Origin of the sequence: Photobacterium sagamiensis (genome assembly GCF_050337085.1) — a bacterium.
GTDB classification, from domain to species: Bacteria; Pseudomonadota; Gammaproteobacteria; order Enterobacterales; family Vibrionaceae; genus Photobacterium; species Photobacterium sagamiensis.
The window spans coordinates 75,994-100,916 of sequence record NZ_JAKJSP010000021.1; the positions used below are offsets into that span (position 1 = coordinate 75,994).

The window sequence follows — 24,923 nt, forward strand, 5'->3', positions numbered from 1 at the left end:
CTCCTGTGCATTTATTACAATAGCAGCCCATAACTTTTGGTTGCTGTTCCTCTCGAATACGCCACAAAATAGAAAATTCTTAAAAGGCAGGCAATATCAGTCCTATGCAAGGTATAGCAAAGACCCTCGTTATTGATGACGATCTGCAGCACCGTCATGACCTCAGTGTCATTCTTAACTTTGTTGGTGAGCAGCATGAAGCTGTATCAACCGATGAAGTAGAAAACCCACTCTGGGAAAGGGCATGGGGTGCCTGTTTACTGGGTAAAATTGGTTCTAATAAGTCACTTAAGAAAATTCTGGACTACTTGCGCATTCATAACCATATCCCGGTGATTGCCTTATCTGATCATGCCCGTGAACTGGCAGGATTGCCCAACTATGTGGGTGAGTTAGAGTTACCATTAAATTACGGTCAATTAGCCGATGCACTGCGCCATTGCCAGGAGTTTCTTGGTAAGCGTACCTTTCAGGTGCCTCAGATCGGGCGGAAGAATATGTTATTCCGCAGCATGGTCGGATGCAGTGAAAGCATCAGCGAGGTACGCCACCTTATAGATCAAGTTGCATCAACAGATGCCAGTGTTTTGATCCTTGGGGAGTCCGGTACCGGTAAAGAAGTTGTCGCGCGCAATATTCATTATCATTCTTCTCGTCGCGACGGTCCATTCGTGCCTATTAACTGTGGTGCTATTCCACCGGATCTGCTTGAAAGTGAATTGTTTGGCCATGAAAAAGGGGCCTTCACCGGGGCGATTGCTTCGCGTAAGGGGCGTTTTGAACTGGCTGACGGTGGCACGTTATTTCTTGATGAGATCGGTGATATGCCGATGCCGATGCAGGTGAAATTACTGCGTGTGCTTCAGGAACGTTGTTTTGAGCGTGTGGGTGGTAATGCAACCATTAAAACCAATGTCCGCATTATTGCGGCAACACACCGTAATCTCGATACAATGATCCACGAGAACAGGTTCCGTGAAGATTTATACTATCGCTTGAATGTCTTTCCTATCGAAATGCCGGCGTTACGTGAACGTATCGAAGATACGCCACTGTTGCTGCAAGAACTACTGGCAAGAATGGAAGCGGAAGGGGCGAAGTTAATCCACTTTACGCCGCGGGCGATTACCTCGTTGATGGAGCATGACTGGCCAGGCAATGTTCGCGAACTGGCGAATCTGGTTGAACGCCTTCTCATCCTCTATCCGGGTGAAATGGTCGATGTGAATCATTTGCCGATGAAATATCGCTATAGTCATATTCCTGACTTCCAGCCAGAAGAAAATTTTCTGTCGACAGAAGATCAGGAACGCGCAGCATTAGCCGATATGTTCGTCTCTTCATATGATGAGCAGGAAGAAATGTCAGGCTCAAATGATCTGCCTCCGGAAGGGGTGAATCTGAAAGAGATGCTGGCTGAACTTGAAGTGGAGATGATCTGCCAGGCACTTGAAGCTCAGACGGGGGTTGTTGCCCGTGCTGCAGATATGCTGGGTATGCGCCGAACGACTCTGGTTGAGAAAATGCGTAAGTATGGTTTAAACAAAGAAGATTTACGTTAAATTGTCACTTTTCTATGGCGGTGTCATTTTTTTGACTCCGCCAGTATCCTTTCCTCTTATTCAACCTGCTGATACTATTGGTTTTAATTTGGCATGAAAAATGCTTTATAGAGCATTTTGTGCGCTTTTGTTAGGTATCGCATGGGTGAAATCGAATCTCCGCTGGGAACGCTAACTCAGCAAATCAGCCGTTATAAACAAGTACTGGATGTCATGCCTGCGGGGGTGATCTTGCTTGATCCTATGGGGTGCGTGGGTGAAGCAAACCCGGAGGCCCACCGCCTGTTGGGGGGGCCGCTTGAGGGAGAACGCTGGTTCTCGGTGATCCAGCGTGCTTTTGCTCCTCAGGAGGATGACGGTCATGAAGTGTCTTTACGTAGTGGACGTAAAGTTAAATTAGCGATTTCGGCTTCTGATGCCGGTCAGCTGATTTTGATAACCGATATGACCGAAACGCGTCTGCTGCAATCCCGTTTCAGTGAAATGCAGCGATTATCATCTCTGGGAAAAATGGTCGCTTCACTGGCGCATCAAGTGCGGACCCCTTTATCCAGTGCGATGCTGTATGCCTCTAATTTATCGGCGCCTAATTTGAATACGCAGACCCGGCAACGCTTTCAGACAAAATTAGTTGATCGCCTGCACGACCTGGAGAAGCAAGTCAACGACATGTTGCTGTTTGCCAAGGGCGGAGATAACAAGGTAGTTAATCGCTTTGACCTCGACAGCTTGCTCAATGAGCTGGAGCCTATGGTGGAAGCGCAGGTGGTGGCGAACCAGGTCGACTTCAGTATTGATTGCGATGATGAAAGTGCGACGATTTTAGGCAATGCCAATGCCTTAGCCAGTGCATTAAGTAATGTGATCACCAATGCGATCCAGATGTCGGGTAAACAATGTAAAGTCGCGGTGAGTTGTACGCGGTATAACAATGATGTCTATCTGTCGGTAACCGATAACGGGCCGGGTATCGCGGCTGATATGCAAGCGAAAATATTAGAACCGTTTTTTACGACTCGTCAGCAAGGGACCGGGTTGGGGCTGGCTGTGGTACAGATGGTGGCAAATGCCCATAAAGGGCACCTTTTATTAGAGTCAGAATTAGGTCACGGGGCGTGTTTTACTTTAAAGATACCCCTGGCGGAAAATCAGGCACCGCTACAGGCTAATACCTGTTCGGACAATGAACAACAGGCCTATAAGCAGGCAGCGCTAGGAGAATTGCGATGAATCAAAGCCGTGTATTAGTCGTAGAAGATGATGAAGGCTTACGTGAAGCCTTGATTGATACATTAGCGCTGGCTGGCTACCAATGGTTAGAAGCAGACAGTGCAGAGCAAGCTTTACTGACATTAAAATCGAAATCTGTTGATATTGTCGTCTCTGATGTACAGATGGCCGGTATGGATGGTTTGGGATTATTGCGTAATATCAAACTGCACTGGCCGAAGACACCTGTTTTGTTAATGACCGCCTACGCCAACATTGAAGATGCGGTATCAGCAATGAAAGAAGGGGCGATTGATTACATGGCTAAGCCATTCGCCCCCGAAGTGCTGCTCAACATGGTGAGTCGTTATGCGCCGGTGAAGAGTGAGTCAAGCCATGCTATTGTGGCCGATGAGAAGAGTCTCAAACTACTCGCTTTAGCTGAGAAGGTGGCTAAAACGGATGCCAATGTGATGGTACTTGGCCCTAGCGGCTGCGGTAAAGAAGTCATGTCACGTTATATCCATGACCACTCCAGCCGCAGTGAAGGCCCATTTGTTGCGATTAACTGTGCTGCGATCCCGGATAATATGCTGGAAGCTACGTTATTCGGCTATGAAAAAGGCGCATTTACCGGGGCTGTGCAAGCCTGTCCGGGAAAATTTGAGCAGGCGCAGGGCGGTACTATTTTACTTGATGAAATCAGTGAGATGGATTTAAACCTGCAAGCGAAATTGCTCCGGGTGTTACAAGAGCGCGAAGTTGAACGCCTGGGCAGCCGTAAAAGCATCAAGCTGGATATCCGTGTTCTGGCGACCAGTAACCGCGATTTAAAACAGTATGTGGCGCAAGGACATTTCCGTGAAGATCTGTATTATCGTCTGAATGTGTTTCCATTAGTATGGCCGGCACTGACTGAGCGTAAAGGTGATATCATACCGCTGGCAAAATATTTCATTGAACGCCATTGCATGAAACAAGGGTTACCGGTACCGGTACTGAGCCAGAGTGCGCAAGTGAAATTGCAGCAATACGAGTGGCCGGGCAATGTACGTGAGCTTGATAACGTCATTCAGCGTGCATTGATCTTATGTGACAGCCACAGTGTTGAAGGTGAACATATTTTACTAGAAGGACTGGACTGGCTGGATGCACAAAGCCTGCAGACCGCGGTACAATCTCATACAGAGGTGCAATGTCATACAGAGGTGCAATCGCATACAGAGGTACAATCGAATGCAGAGCTACCCAATGTCGAACCTGTCTCGGTTGCAACGTCACGAGACGGATTAGGAAATGAACTGCGCGAGCAGGAGTTCACGATTATTCTCGATACCATTAAAGCTTGTGAAGGCCGACGTAAAGACGTGGCTGAACAACTGGGTATCAGCCCGCGAACATTGCGCTACAAATTAGCCAAAATGCGCGATGCCGGAATTGAGATCCCACTCTGATTAGATTAATCGTGATTTATTACGGTTTATTAATAAAACTGGCGTTAAGCTTGCAATTTAATTAGCAAAAACAGTGATAATCGACACCAACGTCAATATAATGACAGCGCGAGGAAGACAATGAAAGTCAATGGACTACAAACTGAAATGCAAAGCCTGAAGCTGGAAGCTCAAAATGCCTCTCGCCCGGCAACGGGGCAGCAGGTCAGTGCCGATTTTGGTGCATTGCTTAATGATGCGGTGAAGTCGGTTAATCAGCTTCAGGGACAATCAAGTGATCTCAGTACCCGTTTCGATCAAGGGGATCGCAGTGTGTCATTATCTGATGTGATGATTGCAAGAAATAAATCGAGTGTTGCTTTTGAAGCTACCGTACAGGTTCGTAACAAACTGGTGGACGCTTATAAACAATTAATGAATATGCCAGTGTAATCCAGGAATAGTTAGTGTCGGAACAAACACCAAACCACGAATTAGCTGTAGCGGGAAATGCACCGGCTCCTGTTGTCACAGACAGTGAACTTGATCTGCATAATCCCGATGCGGAAGAAAAAAGCGCCACTCGTGTTGATAGCATGTTAGGAAACCTGGACTTATTACGTCAGGTTATCCTTGTGCTGTCTGTCGCTATCTGTGTGGCATTAATTGTCATGGTGGTGATGTGGATAAAAGAGCCCGAGATGCGTCCGCTCGGTACGTATTCCACAGATGAACTCATTCCGATCCTTGATCATTTTGATCAAAAGCAAGTGAACTACAAACTTGAAGGGAACACGATTCGCGTTCCGGCCGATGATTTTGCTGCAATTAAGCTGGACTTAACCCGTACCGGCTTAAACACGGTAGTGTCTGAAGGCGATGATATTCTGCTGCAAGATATGGGCTTTGGTGTTTCTCAGCGTCTTGAACGTGAGCGCCTGAAGCTCAGTCGGGAACGTCAGCTTGCTCGTGCCATTGAACAGATCCGTAAGGTACGCAAAGCCCAGGTGCTTTTGGCTATGCCCAAGCAAAGCGTGTTTGTACGTCATAATCAGGAAGCGTCAGCAACGGTATTTTTGACCTTGTCATCGAATGGCATGCTGGGTCAGCAAGAAGTTGACTCCATTGTTGATATGGTGGCAACGGCGGTACCTAGCCTGAAACCAACCCGGGTGACAGTGACCGATCAACATGGTCGGCTGTTGAGTTCGGGCACGGAAGATCCGGCAGCAACGGCGAAACGTAAAGAATACGAATTAGAGCGTAAACAGGAACAAGCCCTGCGTGAAAAAATTGATGCGATCTTAATTCCTGTTTTAGGGTTAGGGAATTATACCTCTCAGGTTGATATATCCTTGGACTTCAGCGCGATTGAAGAAACGCGCAAAAAGTTTGATCCCTCGACCTCATCAACCCGCAGTGAATATACGCTGGAAGATTACAATAACGGCAATATTGTTGCGGGCATTCCCGGCGCGTTAAGTAATCAGCCCCCGGCAGACGCTTCTATCCCGCAAGATATTGCTGATATGCAGTCAGGTAGGGGTTCAAGCAACGGCTCCGTTCACCGTGAAGCCACCCGTAACTTTGAATTAGATACCACTATTAGTCATAAGCGGGCTCAATCTGGCACGATCAGTCGTCAGACCGTGTCTGTGGCGATCAATTACAAGCAGGTGATTAACCCTGAAACCGGTGAAATTACCCGGGTACCGGTCGGTGAAGCTGATTTGGTCAAAATTCGCAGGTTGTTAATGGGCGGGGTTGGATTTGCTGAGTCACGGGGTGATCTGCTGGAAGTCATCTCGGTCGCATTTGCGGTTCCGGAAGAGCTGCTATTGGTTGATTTGCCAATTTGGGATCATCCGAATTTCAATACCTGGATACGTTGGCTGGCTGCCGCCCTGGTGATTATTGTCGTGATCATTGTACTGGTTCGTCCGGCAATGAAAAAATTGTTGTATCCGAATCAGGCCTCAGATGGTACACCGCTGGACGCCAATGGCCTACCGGTTCCTGCCAATAGCGAAGAGGGTATTGGCTTGATAGGTGCAGAGCTCGATGGCATGGAAAGTTTTGAATTGAGTAGCAGTAATTTAGATCTGCCAAACCTGCATAAAGATGAAGATCTGCTAAAAGCGGTCAGAGCGTTGGTGGCGAATGAGCAAGATTTAGCGGTGCAAGTAGTGAAAGGTTGGTTAAACGAAGATGGCTAATGAAGTTGCAACCACAGAAGATAAAAAATTTGATGTCATGAGCTTAAGTGGCACTGAGAAAGCGGCGATCTTATTGCTCAGCCTCAGTGAGCAGGATGCGGCCAGTATTATTCGTCACCTCGAACCGAAACAGGTACAGCGTGTCGGTAGCTCGATGGCGAGTATGGCAGATTTGAGCCAGGAGAAGGCCTCTGCAGTACATCGCCATTTCCTTGAGGATATTCAGAAATACAGCAGTATCGGTACGGGCAGCGAAGACTTTGTTCGTAATACCCTGGTTGCTGCGTTAGGTGAAGATAAGGCGAATAACCTTGTAGATCAGATCCTGATGGGCAGTGGTTCCCGGGGGCTGGATTCATTGAAATGGATGGATCCGCGCCAGGTTGCCAGTATTATTCTTAACGAGCACCCGCAGATCCAGACGATCGTGCTGTCATATCTGGAGCCTGAGCAATCTGCTGAAATTATGTCTCAGTTCCCAGAGCGCGTGCGGCTTGATCTGATGATGCGTATTGCCAATCTTGAAGAAGTTCAGCCAGCAGCACTGCATGAACTGAATGACATCATGGAGAAACAGTTTGCCGGTCAGGCTGGTACTCAGGCTGCCAAAATTGGCGGCTTGAAAGCAGCGGCTGAAATCATGAACTACCTCGATAATAATGTCGAAGGCTTGTTGATGGATCAGATCCACGAAAATGACGAGGACATGGCAACTCAAATCCAAGATCTAATGTTTGTGTTTGAAAACCTTTCTGAAGTGGACGATCGCGGGATCCAGTTGTTACTGCGTGACGTACCGCAAGATCTGTTGCAGAAAGCCCTTAAAGGTGCGGATGATACCCTGCGTGAGAAAATTCTCCGTAATATGTCAAAACGTGCGGCAGAAATGCTGCAAGACGATCTGGAGGCAATGGGTCCTATTCGTGTGGCCGATGTGGAAGCTGCGCAGAAAGAAATTCTTTCTATCGCCCGTCGCTTAGCCGATGCCGGTGAATTAATGCTCGCAGGTAACGGTGGTGCTGATGAATTCCTGTAAGCGAATGAACTCCAGTCATAGGTTATCAGTATGACGAATGAACGCCGCCGTGGTTTTCTCCGTGTATCTGAGCATCAGGCGCAGGAGCTTGAGCGCTGGGCATACCCTGACTACAGCCAGCAGCAAGAGGCACCAAGTGATAATGCCCTTAACTACGATCCGCGCTGGCAGCCAGAGGAACTTGAAGAGGAAGAAGAGCAAGGGCCTCCCCCTTTAACGGCTTCTGACTTAGAAGAGATCCGTCAATCTGCCTATGATGAAGGGGTTGCCGAGGGCAAAACTGCCGGGCATGCTGAAGGTTTTGAGGCAGGTAAAGCCGAAGGACTTGAAACGGGCCTGATAGAGGGCCGCGAGCAAGGGCTGGAACAAGGGCTGGAGCAGGGACAAACCCAAATTAGTGAGCAGGTATCGCATCTTACTCAGTTGATCGAGCAGCTTGCCACGCCATTGCAACAAATTGATACCGATGTCGAAAATCAGGTTCTGGATTTGGTAACCAACCTGGCCCGTGAATTAATTCGGGTAGAAGTACAGACCAATCCTCAAGTCATACTCAATACCATCCGCGAAGTGATTGGTTCTCTACCGATTGCCGAGCGTCAGACAAAGCTAAGTCTTCATCCTGACGATCTTGATATGGTACGCAAGGCATACGGCGAAGAAGATCTGGCAGAGCGCAAGTGGTCATTACAACCGGAGCCATCACTGAATCGTGGGGATCTGCAGGTACGGTCAGAAGACTCGACGGTCGATTATTTTATTGAAGATCGTATTCGCCACTTATTACAGCAATTTAATGGAGTTAACAGCCAGCCGGCAGGAGGGCAGTAATGTCTTCTTCACTGGCAATGCGGCTGTCTCAACACCAGACGGAAGGCTTAGCGTGTCGTCCCGTAGCCTCCGGACGACTGGTTCGCGTCGTCGGACTAACGTTAGAAGCCGTTGGCTGCCGTGCGCCTGTTGGTAGCTTATGTCGGGTGGAAACCCTGAACGGTGAGATGGAAGCTGAAGTTGTTGGCTTCTCGGGTGAAACCTTATTTCTGATGCCCAGTGAGCAGCTCACCGGTGTGATGCCTGGTGCCAGAGTGACTCCGGTACTACAGGACAGCGGCTTACCTGTCGGGCCTGAATTATTGGGCCGGGTGATCGACGGTGTCGGAAATCCACTTGACGGTTTGGGCGAAATATTTACCGCCACCCGCGCCTCTTTCAATGCCACTCCTATCAACCCATTAGCGCGTAAGCCGATTAAAGAGCCGCTTGATGTGGGTATTAAAGCCATTAATGGTTTGCTTTCTGTTGGTAAAGGCCAGCGTATCGGATTATTTGCCGGCTCAGGTGTCGGTAAGTCGGTGACCCTTGGCATGATGACCCGCGGTACGACAGCGCAGGTTGTTGTGGTCGGGCTGATAGGTGAACGTGGTCGGGAAGTTAAAGAGTTTATAGACGAGATCCTCGGTGAAGAAGGACGTCAGCGTGCTGTAGTGATTGCCGCACCAGCTGATACTTCACCCTTAATGCGTTTAAAAGGCTGTCAAACTTCGCTGACTATCGCGGAATATTTCCGGGATCAGGGGTTAGATGTCCTGTTGTTGATGGACTCACTGACTCGATTTGCTCAGGCTCAGCGTGAAATCGCCTTGTCGGTGGGTGAGCCTCCGGCGACGAAAGGGTATCCACCTTCAGTCTTTGCAAAATTACCGGCGCTGGTGGAGCGAGCGGGTAATGGTAGTGAGAGCCAGGGGTCAATTACAGCCTTCTTTACTGTGCTGACCGAAGGCGATGACTTACAGGACCCCATCGCTGATGCGTCGCGGGCGATCCTCGATGGTCACATTGTATTATCCCGAGAAATGGCCGATGCCGGACATTATCCGGCCATCGATGTTGAACGTTCGGTTAGCCGGGTAATGCCTGCGATTGTGAGTGACGAGCACATGTTAATGTCAAAAGCAGTGCGGCAGATTTTGTCTATTTGCCGGAAGAACCAGGATCTGGTTTCAATCGGTGCGTATAAACCCGGCACGGATCCGAGTATCGACCAGGCCTTCATCTTCAAGCCAAAATTAGACGCTTACCTGCAGCAGGAAATGAAAGAGTCTGTACCATACGATATGTGCGTCAATATGTTGCGCTCAACCTTAAGTGGTCAATAAAAGATTAAAACGCAGCAATTATGTCGAAAGATAAACAGGCCCTAAGGCTAATGGCCAGAGAAGATTGGAACGGCTATGTCAGACAGTGCATTAGAACTGATTTTAAATATAACCAAAGATGAAGAACACCAGGCATCGCTCGCGTTGAATCAGGCCCGGTTAGAACGAGAAAATTATCTTCAGCAGCTGCAGCAGATTGAGCAGTACCGGCTTGATTACTGTAAACAGTTTTCAGTGCGTGGTCAGCAAGGGTTAACGGCCAGTTCGTATAGTCATTTACAAAAATTCCTGACTCAGCTTGATGAGACGCTTGTTAAACAAAAAGAAGCCGGCTATCAGTTTGACCATCAGGTGGAACAGTGCAGCGAACATTGGCACGAGGTAAGAAAAAAGCGTCGTTCGATCGAATGGCTGATAGACAAAAAACAGACGGAACGGCAGCAAAAGCTCGATCGGCAAGAACAACTGATGATGGATGAATTTGCGACCCTGCAGTTTGCTCGCAGGCGTTAGGGATCGAGATACTCGAAACTAGTTACTCGCTTGCTGAATCTTATAATCTGGTGCGTTTTTTGCATAAAGTGCTTACTGGTATTCTCAATGTAAAGAGTCACAATGAATTCGTCTAGCCTATTGTCAGCAGATTTTTCAACATCATTACCTCGGTCGGGTGAAGGCAAAGTGGCCGTTGAGGGAAAAGCGACGGCTGAAAGCGTAAAGGGCGATCCGGAACTGTCTGCGACGAGCAGTGAATCAGACAGTTTTGCTAACGAGCTGAAAAACGTAATCAGCGATGAACAAGATACGCCAGCGACGGCGGCCAAAAAGGCGAATTCAGATAACATTGACTCAGAAAATCAGGAGCTTGGTTCTGTTTCCGCTTCAAATCTGGCTACCGATACTGATTCAGATGCAGTGAGTGATGATGTTCAGCTTGCAGAAGTAAAACAGAGCGCCGAAGTGAGCAAAATAAGGGCATCTGGTACTGATAGCGAGCAAATCTCGGGCAAGCAGGCTGGCTCACAAGAAACAGCGCTTGATCCAGAGGGTAAGCAGCAGATAATGGCGGACGGTGAAGAACTGCTTAACCGCTTATCGGCAGCCAATCAGCAACTGTCTGAGCCACATTCAACTGCTGGCAAGACTTTGCCGCCAGCCGCTATAACAAGTGATATGGCTAAGCCTTTGATGAACAAAACGACGGCCTCGATGAACGGAGAGGCAGCAATTGATACAAGTGTCGACATCGGCAATGTGGCGGCAACAACAACGATGGCGGCAGGAGAGGAAGATCTTACGGGGGATTCTGAACCGTTTGTTCAGAATGCGTCAGCACAATTTGCTGGACTGCCTTTATCTGAAGCGGACGTTCAGAACAAATCGGAGCTCAGCCAGGAGCAACTGGCTAACGTTTTTGCAGTGCCATCTGCACAGGTAACTGCGACGGATAGTCAAGCGAGTGAATCATTACCGATCAGTGAAGGCATTGATCGTCAGGTGATTGATCCTCAAGTGATAGCAGGTATGACGGTACCAACGGCAGCAACAGCGATCTCGGCAGATCCATCCGCTGAGTTGACGCAACCGCAACAGGTCAGTGAAGACATTGATCTTCAGGTGATTGCTCCTCAAGTGATAGCGGGTATGGCGGAGCCAACGGCAGCGACAGCCCAATCAGGCGGATTATCAGAACAACAGCCGCAGCTGCTAGCGGCAACGGATGGTGAGCAGGCAGTCGGAGGCAAAGTCACGTTGCCTGCGGATATGTTACCGGCAGAAATGCAGACGCGGGGTGTTGCCAACGAAACCGCAGGCCTAAGTAAGCCGTCACTAACGACTTCAGAGCTGGCAATGGCAGCCTTGGCAAGTACGTCAGCGGCTTCAGGTGCAGCTGCAACACCAGCAACCGTCGTCAACGGTACCGTTCAGGCGGCTCCGGTAGACGGTGCACCGGTAATACCCTGGGCAACCACTTCGGCATCGCCGGTACTGGCGGGCGCAATGGTGATGACAGCCGCTGGAGCAGCAGATCCGACTGCCGGTGATACGGCTCTGATAGATACGGCGATGAACAGCGCAGCTCTGGCTGCGACCGTCGATGCGAGCAGTAGCGTGAATGCAGAGACGAAACCGGCAGATCTTTCACATCAGATCAGCTCATTGTCCGGGCAACAAAGTATTAACGGGCAAGCAAAAAGTGAAGCCCTAGCGCAGGCACAAAGCCCGTTGCAGTTGTCTAAAGAACAAGCGGGTGATCAAGTGGCCGAGCGAGTAAACATGATGATGTCGAAGAACCTCAAACATGTTGATATCCGTTTAGATCCACCAGAGTTAGGTAAGTTACAGATTAAACTCTCGGTGAATCAGGATCAGGCCTCGGTCCAGTTTACTGTCGGTAATCAGCAAACCCGTGATCTGATTGAACAGGCAATGCCTAGATTACGTGAGATGCTTCACCAGCAAGGGTTACAGTTAGCCCAAAGCACGGTGCAGCAAGATGGGTCGCGTCAACAATTGGCAGGACAATCTGGTCAGCAAGGTGGTACCCAGCAACACTCTGACGGCAGCCATCAAACAGGCAGTGAATCGGAAATGGGGCATTCAGGCTCAGAAGCGGTAGAAATGTTTGTGAAACAAGCTGATGACCGGGTGGACTATTATGCTTAGAAAATAGCTAAACTTAGAAGATGCCCCTATCTGGAAGCTGTAAGGCGTTGAACATAAGTTTGCTTGACAATAAATTGATTTTAAAGAAAATCCCGAAAAATTATAGATAAAAAAGGATAACAGGAAGAATGGCAGAAGGCGCTGAAAATACGGGAAGCAAAAAGAAGCTTATTATTATCGTCGCGCTCGTCGTTGTGCTACTGGGTGGTGGCGTCGGTGCATGGTTACTGATGGGAAATGACTCCCCTGAGCCGGAAAAGAGCGCTGTCGCGACACAGCAAGCGACTCAGGTTGAGCCTGCTTATTATGTTATTCTTCCGCAACCATTTATTTTTAATGTCACGGGTGATAAACGCGATCGTCTGGTACAAGTCAAAGTACAGTTAATGGTGCGTGGTGATAGTAATGAAGCTGTAGCCATGCAACATACCCCGTTGATTGAAAGTACGTTATTACAAGCATTTGGTGCGGCAACGGTAGAGCAATTGCGTACCCCAAGTGGTCGTATTGACTTACGTACGCAGGCTCTGTCTGCGATACAATCTGCGATGATGAAAGTCTCTGGTAAACAAGTCGTCGAGCGAGTGCTCTTCACTGGTTTCGTAATGCAATAGGTTTAATGTGAGTGACTTATTAACTCAAGACGAAATTGATGCCCTGCTACATGGTGTTGATGACGTAGAAGATGAAGAGGAAGAGGTTGCTGGTGACGGCCGTGTAGCCGATTACGACTTTTCATCTCAGGACAGAATTGTCCGGGGCCGAATGCCAACGTTGGAACTGATCAACGAGCGTTTTGCCCGCCATATGCGCATCAGCTTGTTTAACATGCTGCGTAAAACGGCAGAAGTGTCAATTAACGGCGTACAGATGATCAAATTTGGTGAATACCAGAATACATTGTACGTTCCGACCAGTTTGAACATGGTGCGATTCAGGCCGCTTAAAGGTACGGCCTTAATTACTATGGAAGCCCGCCTGGTCTTTATCCTGGTGGAAAATTTCTTTGGTGGTGACGGCCGATTCCATGCCAAGATCGAAGGGCGAGAGTTTACCCCGACAGAGCGTCGTATTGTCCAGATGCTGCTGAAACTGGTGTTTGAAGACTACCGTGAATCCTGGTCGCCGGTTATGGACGTTGAGTTTGAATATCTTGACTCAGAAGTAAACCCGACCATGGCCAACATTGTTAGCCCGACAGAAGTGATTGTAGTCAGTTCGTTCCATATTGAAGTGGATGGTGGTGGTGGTGATTTCCACGTAGTGATGCCGTACTCGATGGTCGAACCGATCCGCGAACTGCTCGATGCCGGTGTGCAGAGTGACAAGATGGATACCGATGTACGCTGGAGCAAAGCCCTGCGTGATGAAATCATGGATGTGCCGGTGAATCTTCGCGCCAATCTGTTGGATCTTGATTTATCATTGCGTGATTTGATGGAGTTGCAGGCCGGCGATATCATTCCGATTGACTTACCGGAATCGGCGACTGTTTTTGTCGAAGATCTGCCAACCTACCGCGCTAAAATGGGTAAATCTGGTGATAACATCGCCTTGAAGGTGACCGAGAAACTCAAGCGTCCGGATATGATGAAAACTGATTTGGCTTTTCTCGACCGTGATGAGTTAGGCTCCGCATTGACAGAAATTAATAGTGATAAATCAGACAATTAAATAACAGGTGTAAGTTATGTCTCAAAATGACCAACAAATTGCTGATGATTGGGCTGCTGCACTTGCAGAGCAGGTGGTTGAAGAAACCGCGCAGCCTGCTCCTCTTGAAGAACTCACTGATGAAAGCTCGCCAATTTCGGACGATGAGCGGCGTAAGCTCGATTCGATAATGGACATTCCGGTCACCATTTCGATGGAAGTGGGCCGCACTCAAATCAGTATTCGTAACTTGCTGCAATTGAATCAGGGCTCAGTGGTGGAGTTAGACCGTATTGCCGGTGAATCACTCGATGTGATGGTTAACGGTACGCTGATTGCGCACGGCGAAGTGGTTGTGGTTAACGACAAGTTTGGTATTCGTCTGACAGATGTGATCAGTCAGACCGAGCGCATTAAAAAACTTCGTTAAGGTTAACTATGAAATATCCGCTATCTCTATTTGCTGGTGTAGGATTTGCCTTTGTCAGCCTACCTGTATTGGCTGCGCCAGCGTCCGAGATCAATGTCGCGACGACGTTAGCCTCGTTGATGTTAGTTGTGCTGCTTATCTTGTTTTTAGCCTGGTTAGTAAGACGAATGAAGTTACCAGGTATTCAAGGGGCAGACGGTTCATTAAAGGTGCTGAAGCAGTTACCTATCGGCCAGCGGGAACGTATCGTGTTAGTGCAGATCGGTAACGAGCAATTGCTCGTCGGGGTAACGCAGCACAATATCTCGTTGCTAACCAAGTTAGAAGAGCCGTTGCCCATGGGTGAACAGCAAAGTGGGGATTTTTCTAACCACCTAAGCAAGTTGTTGAAAAAAAATGATAAGAAATAATATTATTGCCGCCTTTTTGGCGGCTTTTGCCTTTTTCTTTACTTTGCCTGTAACGGCGGAAACCACGGCTAATGAGTTGCCGGCATTGTCGGCAGGTGGAGAGAGTGTTACTGCCAGCGCGATGCAAAAGGAACAAGGCGCATCTCGTTTGTTAACCCAAGGCAGCGGTGGTGGTATTCCGGCTTTTTCTGTTACCGTCAATCCTGACGGCACGGAAGATTACTCGGTAACTCTGCAGATCCTGGCATTGATGACAGCCTTAGGCTTCTTGCCGGCGATAGTTATCTTAATGACGTCATTCACCCGTATTGTGGTGGTGATGTCGATTTTAAGGCAGGCAATGGGCTTGCAGCAGACTCCGTCTAATCAGGTGATTATCGGTATTGCGATGTTCATGACTTTTTTTATCATGTCGCCGGTACTCGACAAGATCAATACCGATGCTATCCAACCGTATATCAATGAAGAAGTCACCGCGCAGCAAGCTTTCGATGCTGCCCAGCAGCCACTCCGGCAGTTCATGCTGAAGCAGACCCGAGTCAAAGATCTGGAAAGCTTTGTTAATATGTCGGGCTCAACAGCAACCGATCCGCAAGATGTTCCGATTACGGTACTGATCCCGGCATTCATCACCTCCGAATTAAAAACAGCCTTTCAGATCGGCTTTATGTTGTTTTTACCCTTTTTGATCATTGACCTGGTGGTCGCATCGGTACTGATGGCGATGGGTATGATGATGTTGTCGCCCATGATTGTGTCGTTGCCGTTTAAATTGATGTTATTTGTGCTGGTTGATGGCTGGAACCTGATTTTGTCTACCCTGGCGGGGAGTTTTGGTATCTGATACCAATTCAGAAAGGAAATGTTATGACACCTGAAGCGTTTGTCGAAATTTTCCAGGAAGCCCTGTACATGGTGTTGCTAATGGTCTGTGCGATTGTGGTTCCGGGCCTGTTGATTGGTTTGGTGGTCGCGGTTTTTCAGGCGGCGACATCAATTAACGAACAAACGTTGAGCTTTTTGCCTCGCCTGATCGTTACCTTGCTGGCCTTGATGTTTTTCGGCCATATGATGACGCAGATGTTGATGGATTACTTTTTTCGGATCGTCGAACGAATACCTCAGCTGTTATATTAGTTCGGCTAACAGAAGGTAGTCAGTATCTGAAAGCAGTATTGTATATCAAAGGGTTGCGTATCAAAGTGCCGAGTATTAAAAAGTCATGTCGTATAGAGATAAGCGAGTAACCCGATGACCTACCCGTCCGCGCTGCTCCTTGATTGGATTGCTAATTACTTTTGGCCCTTAACCCGCATCTCAGCCATGATGATGGCGATGACCTTCTTTGGTGCCCGGTTTGTGTCGCCTAAAATTCGCTTATATCTGGCAGTAACGATCACGTTTGCTGTGATGCCCGTTTTGCCTCAGGTGCCGGCGGATATTGCCTTATTGTCTTTGCAAGGTTTTATAACGACCGGCCAGCAAGTGATCATCGGTGTCGCGATGGGAATGGTGACTCAGTTTATTACCCAGACTTTTGTCTTGGTGGGGCAGATCCTCGGTATGCAATCGAGCCTCGGCTTCGCCTCTATGGTTGATCCGGCAAATGGGCAGAATACGCCGGTACTTGGTCAGCTCTACCTGTTTCTGGCGATCATGTTGTTCCTGTCGACCGATGGCCATCTGGCCATGCTCAATATGGTGGTGCTCAGTTTTAAAACGTTACCGATTGGCAAGGCGATGTTACAGCCGGTGGATTATTATCAGTTGACCGAGTGGTTTGGCCATATGTTCAAAGCGGCGTTAAATATGGCGCTGGCTGGTGTTATTGCCTTGTTGACGGTGAACTTATCATTTGGTGTTATGACCCGGGCGGCACCTCAGCTGAATATTTTTTCGCTTGGTTTTTCATTAGCTCTGTTGCTAGGTTTGTTGATCAGCTGGTTTTTGGTGATGGGGATGCTGCCGCAGTATGAATACAACTGGCAGTTTGGTTTCGAACAAATATGCAGCCTGGTTCGAGTTGATTGTTAAAGATGAGATTAGAGAGCTAAATGTCAGATTCAGACGGTCAGGAACGCACCGAATCCGCCACCCCGCGAAGGCTGGAGCAGGCGCGGGAGAAAGGTCAGGTTCCGCGCTCAAGAGAATTGGCTTCAGTTGCGGTACTGATCGCAGGTGCCGTTGCGCTGATGTGGTTTGGTGAAGGGCTGGGAACGTCGCTCGCCCAGGTGATGACGAAAATGTTCTCGTTAAGCCGTGATGACATCTTTGACCTGAATAAACTGTTCTCAATCATTAGCCTGGCTATCTGGCACATCGTATTACCGCTGAGTTTAGTGCTGCTTTTTCTTTTTTCCGCTGCGTTAATTGGTGCTGCGGGTTTAGGTGGGGTGAGTTTTTCTGCCGAAGCGGCGAGACCGAAGCTATCAAAGATGAACCCGCTAAGTGGCCTGAAGCGTATGGTCGGCACTCAAAGCTTGGTTGAGCTGATAAAATCAATACTTAAAATCGGTTTAGTGGCTGGCGTAGCGCTTTACTTGATGTACGGCAGTCTTGATGATTTTTTCCAGCTTAGTGTTGAAACGTTTCCGACCAATATTTTTCATGCGTTAGATCTTTTGCTGAGCTTTGTCATTTTGATCTGTTGTTCACTGCTGGTGGTTGTGGCGATTGATGTGCCGTATCAGATCTGGCAGCACAATGAACAGCTGAAAATGACCAAACAGGAAGTGAAAGACGAATATAAAGACACTGAAGGTAAACCGGAAGTGAAAGGGCGTATTCGTATGTTGCAGCGGGAAATGGCACAGCGTCGGATGATGGCAGATGTGCCTACAGCCGATGTCGTGATCACCAACCCGGAACACTTCTCGGTTGCTTTGCGTTATGATCCCGATCTTGATAAGGCGCCGGTTGTTATTGCGAAAGGTACCGATCACATGGCACTTAAAATTCGTGAAATTGCCAATAAGCACAGTATTGATATCGTGCCGGCACCACCATTGGCACGAGCGATTTATCATTCCACAGAAATTGAACAGCAGATACCTGACGGGTTGTTTACCGCCGTGGCTCAAGTATTAGCTTATGTCTTCCAGTTAAAACAGTACCGCAAAGGGCGAGGAAAAAGACCGATGCTGGCGAAAGAATCGATGGATATTCCACCAGAGTTACGTCAATAATGCGATACCTGGCTCATATTAACTGGCGCACCGGGACGCTATGTAAAATTAAAATCATTTTAAAGAAGGCAAAATGTCACAGAACTCACTCGTCTTCTAGCTGCTTATCCAGACTTCTGTTAGTCTCTCTCGGGGTCAAAAAAATGACAGTGACTTAGGGCATGGTTCTTGCATTCAGCATGGTTCCTAATCGGACTCAAACATTTTAAAAGAGTCTTTCAATAGCAATTTCAGCGGCGCACCGAATAATTATATTTCATGAAGTTTTTGATACCTTTTACGGATAAGTTACCGTTATCCCGATTACAGTCTATGCCAGCTGTTGGCGCACCAATCATGGTGCTTACAACCTTAGCGATGGTTATATTACCGATACCTCCGCTGGTACTGGATCTGGCCTTTACCTTTAATATTGCTTTGTCTTTAGTGGTATTGCTGGTCACCATTTATACACGTCGCCCACTGGACTTTGCTGCATTTCCAACGGTACTTCTGATTGCGACCTTATTGCGTCTCGCGTTGAACGTGGCTTCAACCCGTGTGGTTTTACTGTATGGCCATGAAGGTTCAGATGCCGCGGGCCAGGTGATTGATGCCTTTGGTTCTGTGGTCATTGGCGGTAACTATGCTGTCGGTTTGGTTGTCTTCCTGATTTTGATGATCATTAACTTTATGGTGGTTACCAAAGGTGCTGGCCGTATTTCTGAAGTGAGTGCCCGCTTTACCCTGGATGCCTTACCGGGTAAACAAATGGCAATCGATGCTGATTTGAATGCCGGACTGATTGATCAGGAACAAGCGCGTACCCGCCGTTTTGAAGTAACCAAAGAAGCCGACTTCTACGGTTCGATGGATGGTGCGTCAAAATTCGTAAAAGGTGATGCCATTGCCGGTATTTTGATCTTGGTGATCAATATCGTGGGTGGTCTTATTATAGGTATGGGTCAACATGGCTTGCCATTTGGCGATGCCATTGAAATTTATAGTTTGCTGACTATCGGTGATGGCCTGGTCGCTCAAATCCCTTCCTTATTATTGTCTATCGGTGCGGCAATGATGGTGACCCGTCAAAATACTGACGAAGACATGGGCCAGCAACTGAACTTCCAGTTATTCAATAAGCCGCAAGCATTGATTGTTACGGGTGGTATTTTATTTGTAATGGGCATTGTACCGGGCATGCCCCATGTTCCTTTCCTTCTTTTTGCAATGATGATTGGTGGTTTTGCTTATTGGCGCGTGAAAAAAGAAAAAGAAGCGGCATTGGTTGAACAAGAGGCTCCGTCGACGGAACTGGCACTGCAACCATCACAAAAAGAACTTTCGTGGGACGATGTTCAACCTGTTGACATTATCGGCCTTGAAGTCGGTTATCGTCTGATCCCTATGGTTGATAAAGAGCAGGGCGGTGAGTTGCTTGACCGAGTGAAAGGGGTCCGCAAAAAACTATCCCAGGATTTTGGCTTTCTTATCCCGCCAGTCCACATTCGGGATAATCTGGAATTGCCGCCGAATAGCTACCGTATCAGCTTGATGGGGGTGGCTTGTGGTGAAGCGGATATTCATCCCAATATGGAGCTGGCGATTAACCCGGGCCAGGTATTCGGTACCATTGACGGGGAAAACACGACCGATCCGGCCTTTGGTCTGGAAGCCGTATGGATAATGGAAGCCCAACGGGAGCATGCTCAGGCGCTGGGTTATACCGTGGTGGATTCGGCAACGGTGCTGGCCACCCATTTAAGCCAGATTTTAACCAACAGTGCGTCTCAGTTGCTGGGTCATGAAGAAGTACAGAATCTGCTTGAGATGTTGGGACAATCAACACCTAAGCTAGTCGATGGTTTTGTGCCGGATCAGTTATCTCTGGGCGTTGTGGTGAAAGTGATGCAGAACCTGCTCAATGAAGCCATTCCGGTGCGTGATATTCGAACAATTGTTCAGACTTTGTCTGAATATTCATCGAAGAGTCAAGATCCTGACATACTGACAGCCGCTGCCAGAATTGGCTTAAAACGCCTAATCGTACAAGAAATCAATGGAATAGAGCCTGAATTGCCGGTGATTACATTGGTTCCAGAGTTGGAACAACTTTTGCATAAAACAATGCAGTCTGCCGGTGGTGAATCATCAGGGATTGAACCTGGTTTGGCAGAACGACTACAGCGTTCGCTCACCGAGGCGACCCAACAGCAAGAGCTGAAAGGGGAGCCAGCAGTACTGCTGACTTCTGGTGTGTTACGATCCACCTTAGCGAAGTTTGTTAAAAATACCATTCCGAGTTTACGCGTACTGTCCTATCAGGAAGTGCCTGATGAAAAACAGATACGCATTGTGAATGCGGTGGGTAACTAAGCCCGTAGCAACGAAACAGATTGTGGCTAGGTCAGCAGATAACTGAACAAGTCGGTAATTGAGTAAAACGTACAAGCATGGTGAAGCGCCATCTGACGGGAAGACAAAATTGAAAATTAAACGATTTTTTGCCAAGGATATGCGGACTGCACTGAGCGAAGTGAAAGAAGAGCTCGGTGCTGATGCCGTGATCATGTCGAATAAGAAAGTCACGGGTGGTGTCGAAATTGTTGCCGCCATTGATACAGACGTTGCCAATGAGCCGCCGAAAGCTCTTCAGGCCACTCGCGATGCACTGGCCAGTCGCCTCGGACAAGCTAAGCGTAAGCTGGCTGATGATCAGGTGCAGTTAAAACAACCGTCAGCGGTCAGCCGTTTTGCCAATGTGCTGCAAAACTATACCGGTGATAAACCGCAAGCGGGTGAGTCACAGCATAATGCCGACGACGAGAGTGAAATTGATTCATTATCAGCGCTGTTAAAGCGTCAGTCGAAGCAGCATGGCGCACACAGTGCGCAGCCAGAACGTAATAACCTTAATCGTAGCGGCAGCAGTCAGAACCGTAATAACACGAGTCTGAACCGTAACGGTTACAGCCAGAACGAGCCTCGACGTGATCCAAAACCAAACATGATGAATGCAGATAGCTTCAGGCAGGGGGCTGCTCGACGCGGTGCTGATGAGCGGCAGTCTCGATCTGCCGGTTTGGGGCAGCGGCAAACAAATTCTGCCATGGACCGCGGTGATCTTCGTCGTCCTTCAGCTTCGCGCCATGATCAGCAGTCTGAGTTTGGACGAGGTGGCGAGCGGACGAATAAACCGCGTATTGACCCTACCCGTTATGACTCAAAATCTGGCCGTCAGAATGATGAATTTGACGTGATGCGCAATGAAATGGCATCCATTCGTCGTTTGCTGGAACATCAGCTGTCCGGTTTGATGTGGCAGGAAGTTGAACGCCGTGAGCCAATGCGCGCCATGTTGATCAAACGTCTGGAAAAAATGGGATTATCCCCGGAACTCTCAGACCAGCTAGCTTGTTATATCCCTGAAGATGTACCGGCTCATGAAGCCTGGCCGGCAGTATTAGATTTACTGTCAGATCAGATCATCACCACCAATGATTGTATTTTAGATACCGGTGGTGTCGTGGCTCTTCTGGGTCCCACTGGCGTGGGTAAAACAACCACCATTGCAAAACTGGCAGCACGAGCGGCAATGGACTTCGGACCTGATGAGATTGCGCTCGTAACAACAGATACTTACCGTATTGGCGCTCATGAACAACTGGCCACTTACGGTCGAATTATGGGTTGTCCGGTACGAGTTGCTAAAGATGCTGAAGAACTTGCCGATATACTTCACCAGTTGCGACATCGCCGTTTAGTGTTGCTCGATACTGCCGGTATGGGACAGCGAGATATTCGCTTATCTGAGCAACTTGATACATTAATGCAAAACAGTGGCGCACATATCCGTAGTTTCCTGGTATTGCCATCAACGGCACAACGTCGGGTGTTACAGGAAACCATTGAACACTTCCGTCGGATACCGCTTTCAGGGTGTGTGCTGACAAAACTCGATGAGTCGTTAAGTTTAGGTGAAGTGATGTGCGTAACAATACAAAATGCATTACCTATTGCCTATTTAGCAGACGGTCAACGTGTGCCGGAAGACATTAAAGTTGCCACGGGTAACTATATTGTTTCACGCGCTAATGAATTATTAGAACAAGAAATTAGTCAGCAATCTCATTTCTGGAGTAGTGATAACTCAGAAAATCAGGCGGCGGATTTTTATGATTGAGAACATGATGCACGATCAAGCGAGCGGCCTGCGCCGTATGACAAAATTATCATCCACCAAGGTTATTACAGTAACCGGTGGTAAAGGCGGGGTTGGTAAAACCAATGTTACGCTAAGCATGGCGATCTCTATGGCCCGCCAGGGTAAGAAAGTCATGGTACTGGATGCTGATTTAGGTCTGGCCAATGTTGATATTATGTTAGGGCTACGGTCCGGACGCAATCTGTCGCACGTATTGGCGGGGTTATGTGAGCTTCAGGATATTATTGTTGAAGGTCCTTATGGCGTAAAAATCGTGCCAGCTTCATCTGGTACGCAAAATATGGCAGAATTAACCCCAACCCAACACGCCGGCCTGATCCGTGCGTTTGGCAGCTTGCAGGATGATATTGATGTGCTGTTAGTTGACACTGCCGCTGGTATCTCCGATATGGTGCTGAGTTTTTCTCGCGCTGCTCAGGACGTAGTGGTTGTGGTGTGTGATGAGCCGACGTCAATTACAGATGCTTATGCATTAATCAAATTATTGAGCCGTGAATACGATGTTCAACGGTTTAAAATTGTCGCCAATATGGTGCGTAGTTATCGCGAAGGTCGTGATTTATTCACCAAACTGACCCGGGTGACTGAACGCTTTTTAGATGCAAATCTTGAATTAGTGGCATGTGTTCCACTTGATGATCGCGTCCGCCAGGCTGTGAAGCGTCAGAAAATTGTCGTTGATGCATACCCACGTTGTCCGGCATCATTAGCGTTAACTTCTCTGTCCAACAAAGCGCTGACTTGGCCCATCCCCACACATGCGGGTGGTCACCTGGAATTTTTTGTTGAGAAGTTGATCGTAAAAAAAGCACCTGTTGAGGTGTCAGTCGGTGAATAAAGCACTCACTTACGGACGCTACAAGGAAAGTCCGCAAGCGTTTATCGAGCGTTATTCTTCGCTGGTTAAACGTATTGCCCATCATCTTAAGGGCCGGCTTCCTCCTAGCGTGCTCATAGAAGATTTGATTCAGTCCGGTATGATCGGTTTGCTGGAAGCACAAAAAAACTACGATCCGACTAAAGGGGCGAGCTTTGAAACCTTTGCCGGTATTCGTATTCGGGGAGCGATGCTCGATGATCTTCGTCGTGGCGACTGGGTACCTCGTTCGGTATACAAAAATAGCCGACGTATCAGTGAGTCCATTTCCCGGTTAGAAAATGAACTGGGACGTGACCCGAATGATCAAGAAATAGCTGAATATCTCGAAATGACACTCGATCAGTACCATCAGGCGTTAAATGATGTTAATTGTGGACGTCTGGTTGGGATGGATGATCTCGGCGTGTCAGAAGATGCAGTGGCAAGTGAAGAGTCACTGGAAGAAAATCTTCCCTTTCAGGGTGTTGTAGATGATAATTTTCGTCAATCATTGACTGAAGCCATCAAGACATTACCTGAAAGAGAGGCTTTGGTTCTGTCTCTTTATTATGACGAAGAACTCAATCTTAAAGAGATCGGGGCCGTTATCGGGGTGAGTGAATCCCGGGTTTGCCAGATTCAGAGTCAGGCTATGCAACGTTTGCGATCCAAGCTGAAAGCTTGGGCTCTTTAATACTGTTTAGTATTACTAAATTAAACCTAGATAAAAAACACTGTGACCTCAGTGGAGGCAACTTTGAACAAAAACATGAAAATCCTCATTGTTGACGACTTTTCAACAATGCGCCGTATCGTTAAAAACTTGCTACGTGACTTGGGTTTTAATAACACCCTTGAGGCGGATGACGGATTGACTGCACTACCCATGCTGAAGAAAGGTGATTTTGACTTTGTCGTTACCGATTGGAATATGCCAGGTATGCAAGGTATTGATTTGCTGAAGCACATTCGTGCAGATGCTGAATTAAGACACCTGCCGGTACTGATGATCACGGCCGAGGCAAAACGCGAGCAGATTATTGAAGCCGCACAGGCCGGTGTAAATGGTTACATTGTTAAGCCATTTACCGCAGCAACGCTAAAAGAGAAATTAGATAAAATTTTTGAGCGGTTGCAGTAATCATCTTTAGTCGGATGCTAAAAGGATAATAATAATAATGATTTCACTCGATCAGGCAAAACAGCTGGTCAGTTTGTTGGAACAAGGCAAACAGGCAGATGCCAACTCGCTTGTGCAGACTTTGGTTTCCGATAGCCATGATCCCATGTTTGCGGAAGTGGGCAAAATAACCCGGCAGTTACATGACTCGCTGGCAAATTTTCGCCTGGATCCCCGCATCAATGATTTAGCGAAGACCGAAATACCTGACGCTCGTGGCCGTTTGTCCTATGTGATAGACAAGACCGAAGCGGCAGCAAATAAAACAATGGATGCGGTCGAAATTACATTACCTATCGCTGATAAATTGCATCAGAATTTGCTGCAGGTTCACCCTCAGTGGAAACGATTAATGAAGGGGCAGATTGAACTCAATGAGTTCAAAACTCTTTGCCATGGCATTGATCATCTACTGATACAGATCGACGGTGATAGCAGTGAACTTCGAAATCATTTAACGGAAATCCTGATGGCTCAAGATTTCCAGGATCTTACCGGTCAGATTATTCGCCGGGTGATCGAACTGGTGCATGAAGTGGAAGATCGGTTGGTCGATATCCTGAAAGCTTTTGGCATGGAACAAGATGATAGAACCGAAGCCCTCAAGGAAGCGAATGCGCTTACCCCTGAAGGGCCAATCGTCAACGCTGAAGAACGCTCTGATGTGATGTCTTCTCAAGATGACGTTGATGATTTGCTATCTAGTCTTGGATTTTAGGGGAA

General features: G+C 47.9%; 24 protein-coding genes. All 24 read left to right on the forward strand.

The window, feature by feature from the left end; genetic code table 11:
* Positions 1-104 precede the first annotated feature (104 nt).
* The 24 genes from L4D76_RS10445 (at position 105) to L4D76_RS10560 (ending at position 24,918) form a co-directional block, all read left to right on the forward strand.
* On the forward strand, positions 105-1,562 hold the full coding sequence (locus L4D76_RS10445) for a sigma-54 dependent transcriptional regulator (RefSeq protein ID WP_428440843.1): 1,458 nt from the start codon (positions 105-107) through the stop codon (positions 1,560-1,562).
* Positions 1,563-1,703: 141 nt separating this feature from the next.
* Complete coding sequence (locus L4D76_RS10450; RefSeq protein ID WP_428440844.1) at positions 1,704-2,792, forward strand: sensor histidine kinase; 1,089 nt, start codon at positions 1,704-1,706, stop codon at positions 2,790-2,792.
* Positions 2,789-4,225 (forward strand): sigma-54-dependent transcriptional regulator, encoded by a 1,437-nt coding sequence (locus tag L4D76_RS10455; RefSeq protein WP_428440845.1) that lies wholly within the window; start codon positions 2,789-2,791, stop codon positions 4,223-4,225. Before L4D76_RS10450 ends, L4D76_RS10455 begins: the two co-directional genes overlap by 4 nt.
* Positions 4,226-4,345: 120 nt before the next feature.
* Complete coding sequence (gene fliE / locus L4D76_RS10460) at positions 4,346-4,657, forward strand: flagellar hook-basal body complex protein FliE (protein WP_428440846.1); 312 nt, start codon at positions 4,346-4,348, stop codon at positions 4,655-4,657.
* Between the two features lie 14 nt (positions 4,658-4,671).
* The gene (gene fliF, locus L4D76_RS10465; RefSeq protein WP_428440847.1) at positions 4,672-6,420 is read left to right on the forward strand and encodes a flagellar basal-body MS-ring/collar protein FliF; all 1,749 of its coding nucleotides are present in this window, start codon (positions 4,672-4,674) and stop codon (positions 6,418-6,420) included.
* A complete protein-coding gene (gene fliG / locus L4D76_RS10470) occupies positions 6,413-7,456 on the forward strand; it encodes a flagellar motor switch protein FliG (RefSeq protein ID WP_428440848.1) in 1,044 nt (347 codons plus the stop codon). Before fliF ends, fliG begins: the two co-directional genes overlap by 8 nt.
* 30 nt (positions 7,457-7,486) lie before the next feature.
* Positions 7,487-8,287 carry a flagellar assembly protein FliH gene (gene fliH / locus L4D76_RS10475; protein WP_428440849.1) on the forward strand — a complete coding sequence of 267 codons (801 nt, stop codon included), beginning with the start codon at positions 7,487-7,489 and terminating at the stop codon, positions 8,285-8,287.
* On the forward strand, positions 8,287-9,612 hold the full coding sequence (fliI, locus tag L4D76_RS10480) for a flagellar protein export ATPase FliI (RefSeq protein ID WP_428440850.1): 1,326 nt from the start codon (positions 8,287-8,289) through the stop codon (positions 9,610-9,612). The genes fliH and fliI overlap by 1 nt, the downstream gene beginning before the upstream one ends.
* Before the next feature lie 75 nt (positions 9,613-9,687).
* The gene (gene fliJ / locus L4D76_RS10485; protein WP_428440851.1) at positions 9,688-10,125 is read left to right on the forward strand and encodes a flagellar export protein FliJ; all 438 of its coding nucleotides are present in this window, start codon (positions 9,688-9,690) and stop codon (positions 10,123-10,125) included.
* Between the two features lie 102 nt (positions 10,126-10,227).
* Positions 10,228-12,279, forward strand: a complete 2,052-nt coding sequence (locus L4D76_RS10490) for a flagellar hook-length control protein FliK (RefSeq protein WP_428440852.1) — start codon at positions 10,228-10,230, stop codon at positions 12,277-12,279.
* 128 nt (positions 12,280-12,407) lie between these two features.
* Positions 12,408-12,893, forward strand: coding sequence for a flagellar basal body-associated protein FliL (fliL, locus tag L4D76_RS10495; RefSeq protein WP_428440853.1), 486 nt, complete (start codon positions 12,408-12,410; stop codon positions 12,891-12,893).
* 7 nt (positions 12,894-12,900) lie between these two features.
* Complete coding sequence (fliM, locus tag L4D76_RS10500; protein ID WP_428440854.1) at positions 12,901-13,953, forward strand: flagellar motor switch protein FliM; 1,053 nt, start codon at positions 12,901-12,903, stop codon at positions 13,951-13,953.
* A 16-nt stretch (positions 13,954-13,969) separates the two neighbouring features.
* Positions 13,970-14,362 carry a flagellar motor switch protein FliN gene (fliN, locus tag L4D76_RS10505; RefSeq protein ID WP_428440855.1) on the forward strand — a complete coding sequence of 131 codons (393 nt, stop codon included), beginning with the start codon at positions 13,970-13,972 and terminating at the stop codon, positions 14,360-14,362.
* Positions 14,363-14,370: 8 nt separating this feature from the next.
* Positions 14,371-14,772 carry a flagellar biosynthetic protein FliO gene (fliO, locus tag L4D76_RS10510; protein WP_428440856.1) on the forward strand — a complete coding sequence of 134 codons (402 nt, stop codon included), beginning with the start codon at positions 14,371-14,373 and terminating at the stop codon, positions 14,770-14,772.
* Complete coding sequence (gene fliP / locus L4D76_RS10515) at positions 14,759-15,616, forward strand: flagellar type III secretion system pore protein FliP (protein WP_428440857.1); 858 nt, start codon at positions 14,759-14,761, stop codon at positions 15,614-15,616. The genes fliO and fliP overlap by 14 nt, the downstream gene beginning before the upstream one ends.
* A gap of 23 nt (positions 15,617-15,639) precedes the next feature.
* A complete protein-coding gene (fliQ, locus tag L4D76_RS10520; protein WP_428440858.1) occupies positions 15,640-15,909 on the forward strand; it encodes a flagellar biosynthesis protein FliQ in 270 nt (89 codons plus the stop codon).
* 114 nt (positions 15,910-16,023) lie between these two features.
* A complete protein-coding gene (fliR, locus tag L4D76_RS10525; RefSeq protein ID WP_428440859.1) occupies positions 16,024-16,806 on the forward strand; it encodes a flagellar biosynthetic protein FliR in 783 nt (260 codons plus the stop codon).
* A 20-nt stretch (positions 16,807-16,826) separates the two neighbouring features.
* Positions 16,827-17,957: a flagellar biosynthesis protein FlhB gene (flhB, locus tag L4D76_RS10530; RefSeq protein ID WP_428440860.1), complete on the forward strand. Its 1,131-nt coding sequence runs from the start codon at positions 16,827-16,829 to the stop codon at positions 17,955-17,957.
* A gap of 258 nt (positions 17,958-18,215) precedes the next feature.
* Positions 18,216-20,312 carry a flagellar biosynthesis protein FlhA gene (flhA, locus tag L4D76_RS10535; RefSeq protein WP_428440861.1) on the forward strand — a complete coding sequence of 699 codons (2,097 nt, stop codon included), beginning with the start codon at positions 18,216-18,218 and terminating at the stop codon, positions 20,310-20,312.
* 109 nt (positions 20,313-20,421) lie between these two features.
* The gene (gene flhF, locus L4D76_RS10540; RefSeq protein ID WP_428440862.1) at positions 20,422-22,119 is read left to right on the forward strand and encodes a flagellar biosynthesis GTPase FlhF; all 1,698 of its coding nucleotides are present in this window, start codon (positions 20,422-20,424) and stop codon (positions 22,117-22,119) included.
* Entirely contained in the window at positions 22,112-22,999 is an 888-nt protein-coding gene (locus L4D76_RS10545) for a MinD/ParA family protein (protein WP_428440863.1), read from the forward strand. Before flhF ends, L4D76_RS10545 begins: the two co-directional genes overlap by 8 nt.
* A complete protein-coding gene (locus tag L4D76_RS10550) occupies positions 22,992-23,714 on the forward strand; it encodes an RNA polymerase sigma factor FliA (RefSeq protein ID WP_428440864.1) in 723 nt (240 codons plus the stop codon). Before L4D76_RS10545 ends, L4D76_RS10550 begins: the two co-directional genes overlap by 8 nt.
* 75 nt (positions 23,715-23,789) lie before the next feature.
* A complete protein-coding gene (gene cheY, locus L4D76_RS10555; RefSeq protein ID WP_170107603.1) occupies positions 23,790-24,161 on the forward strand; it encodes a chemotaxis response regulator CheY in 372 nt (123 codons plus the stop codon).
* Positions 24,162-24,198: 37 nt separating this feature from the next.
* A complete protein-coding gene (locus L4D76_RS10560; RefSeq protein ID WP_428440865.1) occupies positions 24,199-24,918 on the forward strand; it encodes a protein phosphatase CheZ in 720 nt (239 codons plus the stop codon).
* Positions 24,919-24,923: the final 5 nt, after the last annotated feature.

Bases quoted from the DNA above. Each gene is read 5' to 3' on its own strand.
- L4D76_RS10445 (WP_428440843.1), top strand. From the start codon at position 105: ATGCAAGGTATAGCAAAGACCCTCGTTATTGATGACGATCTGCAGCAC.
- L4D76_RS10450 (WP_428440844.1), top strand. From the start codon at position 1,704: ATGGGTGAAATCGAATCTCCGCTGGGAACGCTAACTCAGCAAATCAGC.
- L4D76_RS10455 (WP_428440845.1), top strand. From the start codon at position 2,789: ATGAATCAAAGCCGTGTATTAGTCGTAGAAGATGATGAAGGCTTACGT.
- fliE (WP_428440846.1), top strand. From the start codon at position 4,346: ATGAAAGTCAATGGACTACAAACTGAAATGCAAAGCCTGAAGCTGGAA.
- fliG (WP_428440848.1), top strand. From the start codon at position 6,413: ATGGCTAATGAAGTTGCAACCACAGAAGATAAAAAATTTGATGTCATG.
- fliH (WP_428440849.1), top strand. From the start codon at position 7,487: ATGACGAATGAACGCCGCCGTGGTTTTCTCCGTGTATCTGAGCATCAG.
- fliI (WP_428440850.1), top strand. From the start codon at position 8,287: ATGTCTTCTTCACTGGCAATGCGGCTGTCTCAACACCAGACGGAAGGC.
- fliJ (WP_428440851.1), top strand. From the start codon at position 9,688: ATGTCAGACAGTGCATTAGAACTGATTTTAAATATAACCAAAGATGAA.
- L4D76_RS10490 (WP_428440852.1), top strand. From the start codon at position 10,228: ATGAATTCGTCTAGCCTATTGTCAGCAGATTTTTCAACATCATTACCT.
- fliL (WP_428440853.1), top strand. From the start codon at position 12,408: ATGGCAGAAGGCGCTGAAAATACGGGAAGCAAAAAGAAGCTTATTATT.
- fliN (WP_428440855.1), top strand. From the start codon at position 13,970: ATGTCTCAAAATGACCAACAAATTGCTGATGATTGGGCTGCTGCACTT.
- fliO (WP_428440856.1), top strand. From the start codon at position 14,371: ATGAAATATCCGCTATCTCTATTTGCTGGTGTAGGATTTGCCTTTGTC.
- fliP (WP_428440857.1), top strand. From the start codon at position 14,759: ATGATAAGAAATAATATTATTGCCGCCTTTTTGGCGGCTTTTGCCTTT.
- fliQ (WP_428440858.1), top strand. From the start codon at position 15,640: ATGACACCTGAAGCGTTTGTCGAAATTTTCCAGGAAGCCCTGTACATG.
- fliR (WP_428440859.1), top strand. From the start codon at position 16,024: ATGACCTACCCGTCCGCGCTGCTCCTTGATTGGATTGCTAATTACTTT.
- flhB (WP_428440860.1), top strand. From the start codon at position 16,827: ATGTCAGATTCAGACGGTCAGGAACGCACCGAATCCGCCACCCCGCGA.
- flhA (WP_428440861.1), top strand. From the start codon at position 18,216: ATGAAGTTTTTGATACCTTTTACGGATAAGTTACCGTTATCCCGATTA.
- L4D76_RS10545 (WP_428440863.1), top strand. From the start codon at position 22,112: ATGATTGAGAACATGATGCACGATCAAGCGAGCGGCCTGCGCCGTATG.
- cheY (WP_170107603.1), top strand. From the start codon at position 23,790: ATGAAAATCCTCATTGTTGACGACTTTTCAACAATGCGCCGTATCGTT.
- L4D76_RS10560 (WP_428440865.1), top strand. From the start codon at position 24,199: ATGATTTCACTCGATCAGGCAAAACAGCTGGTCAGTTTGTTGGAACAA.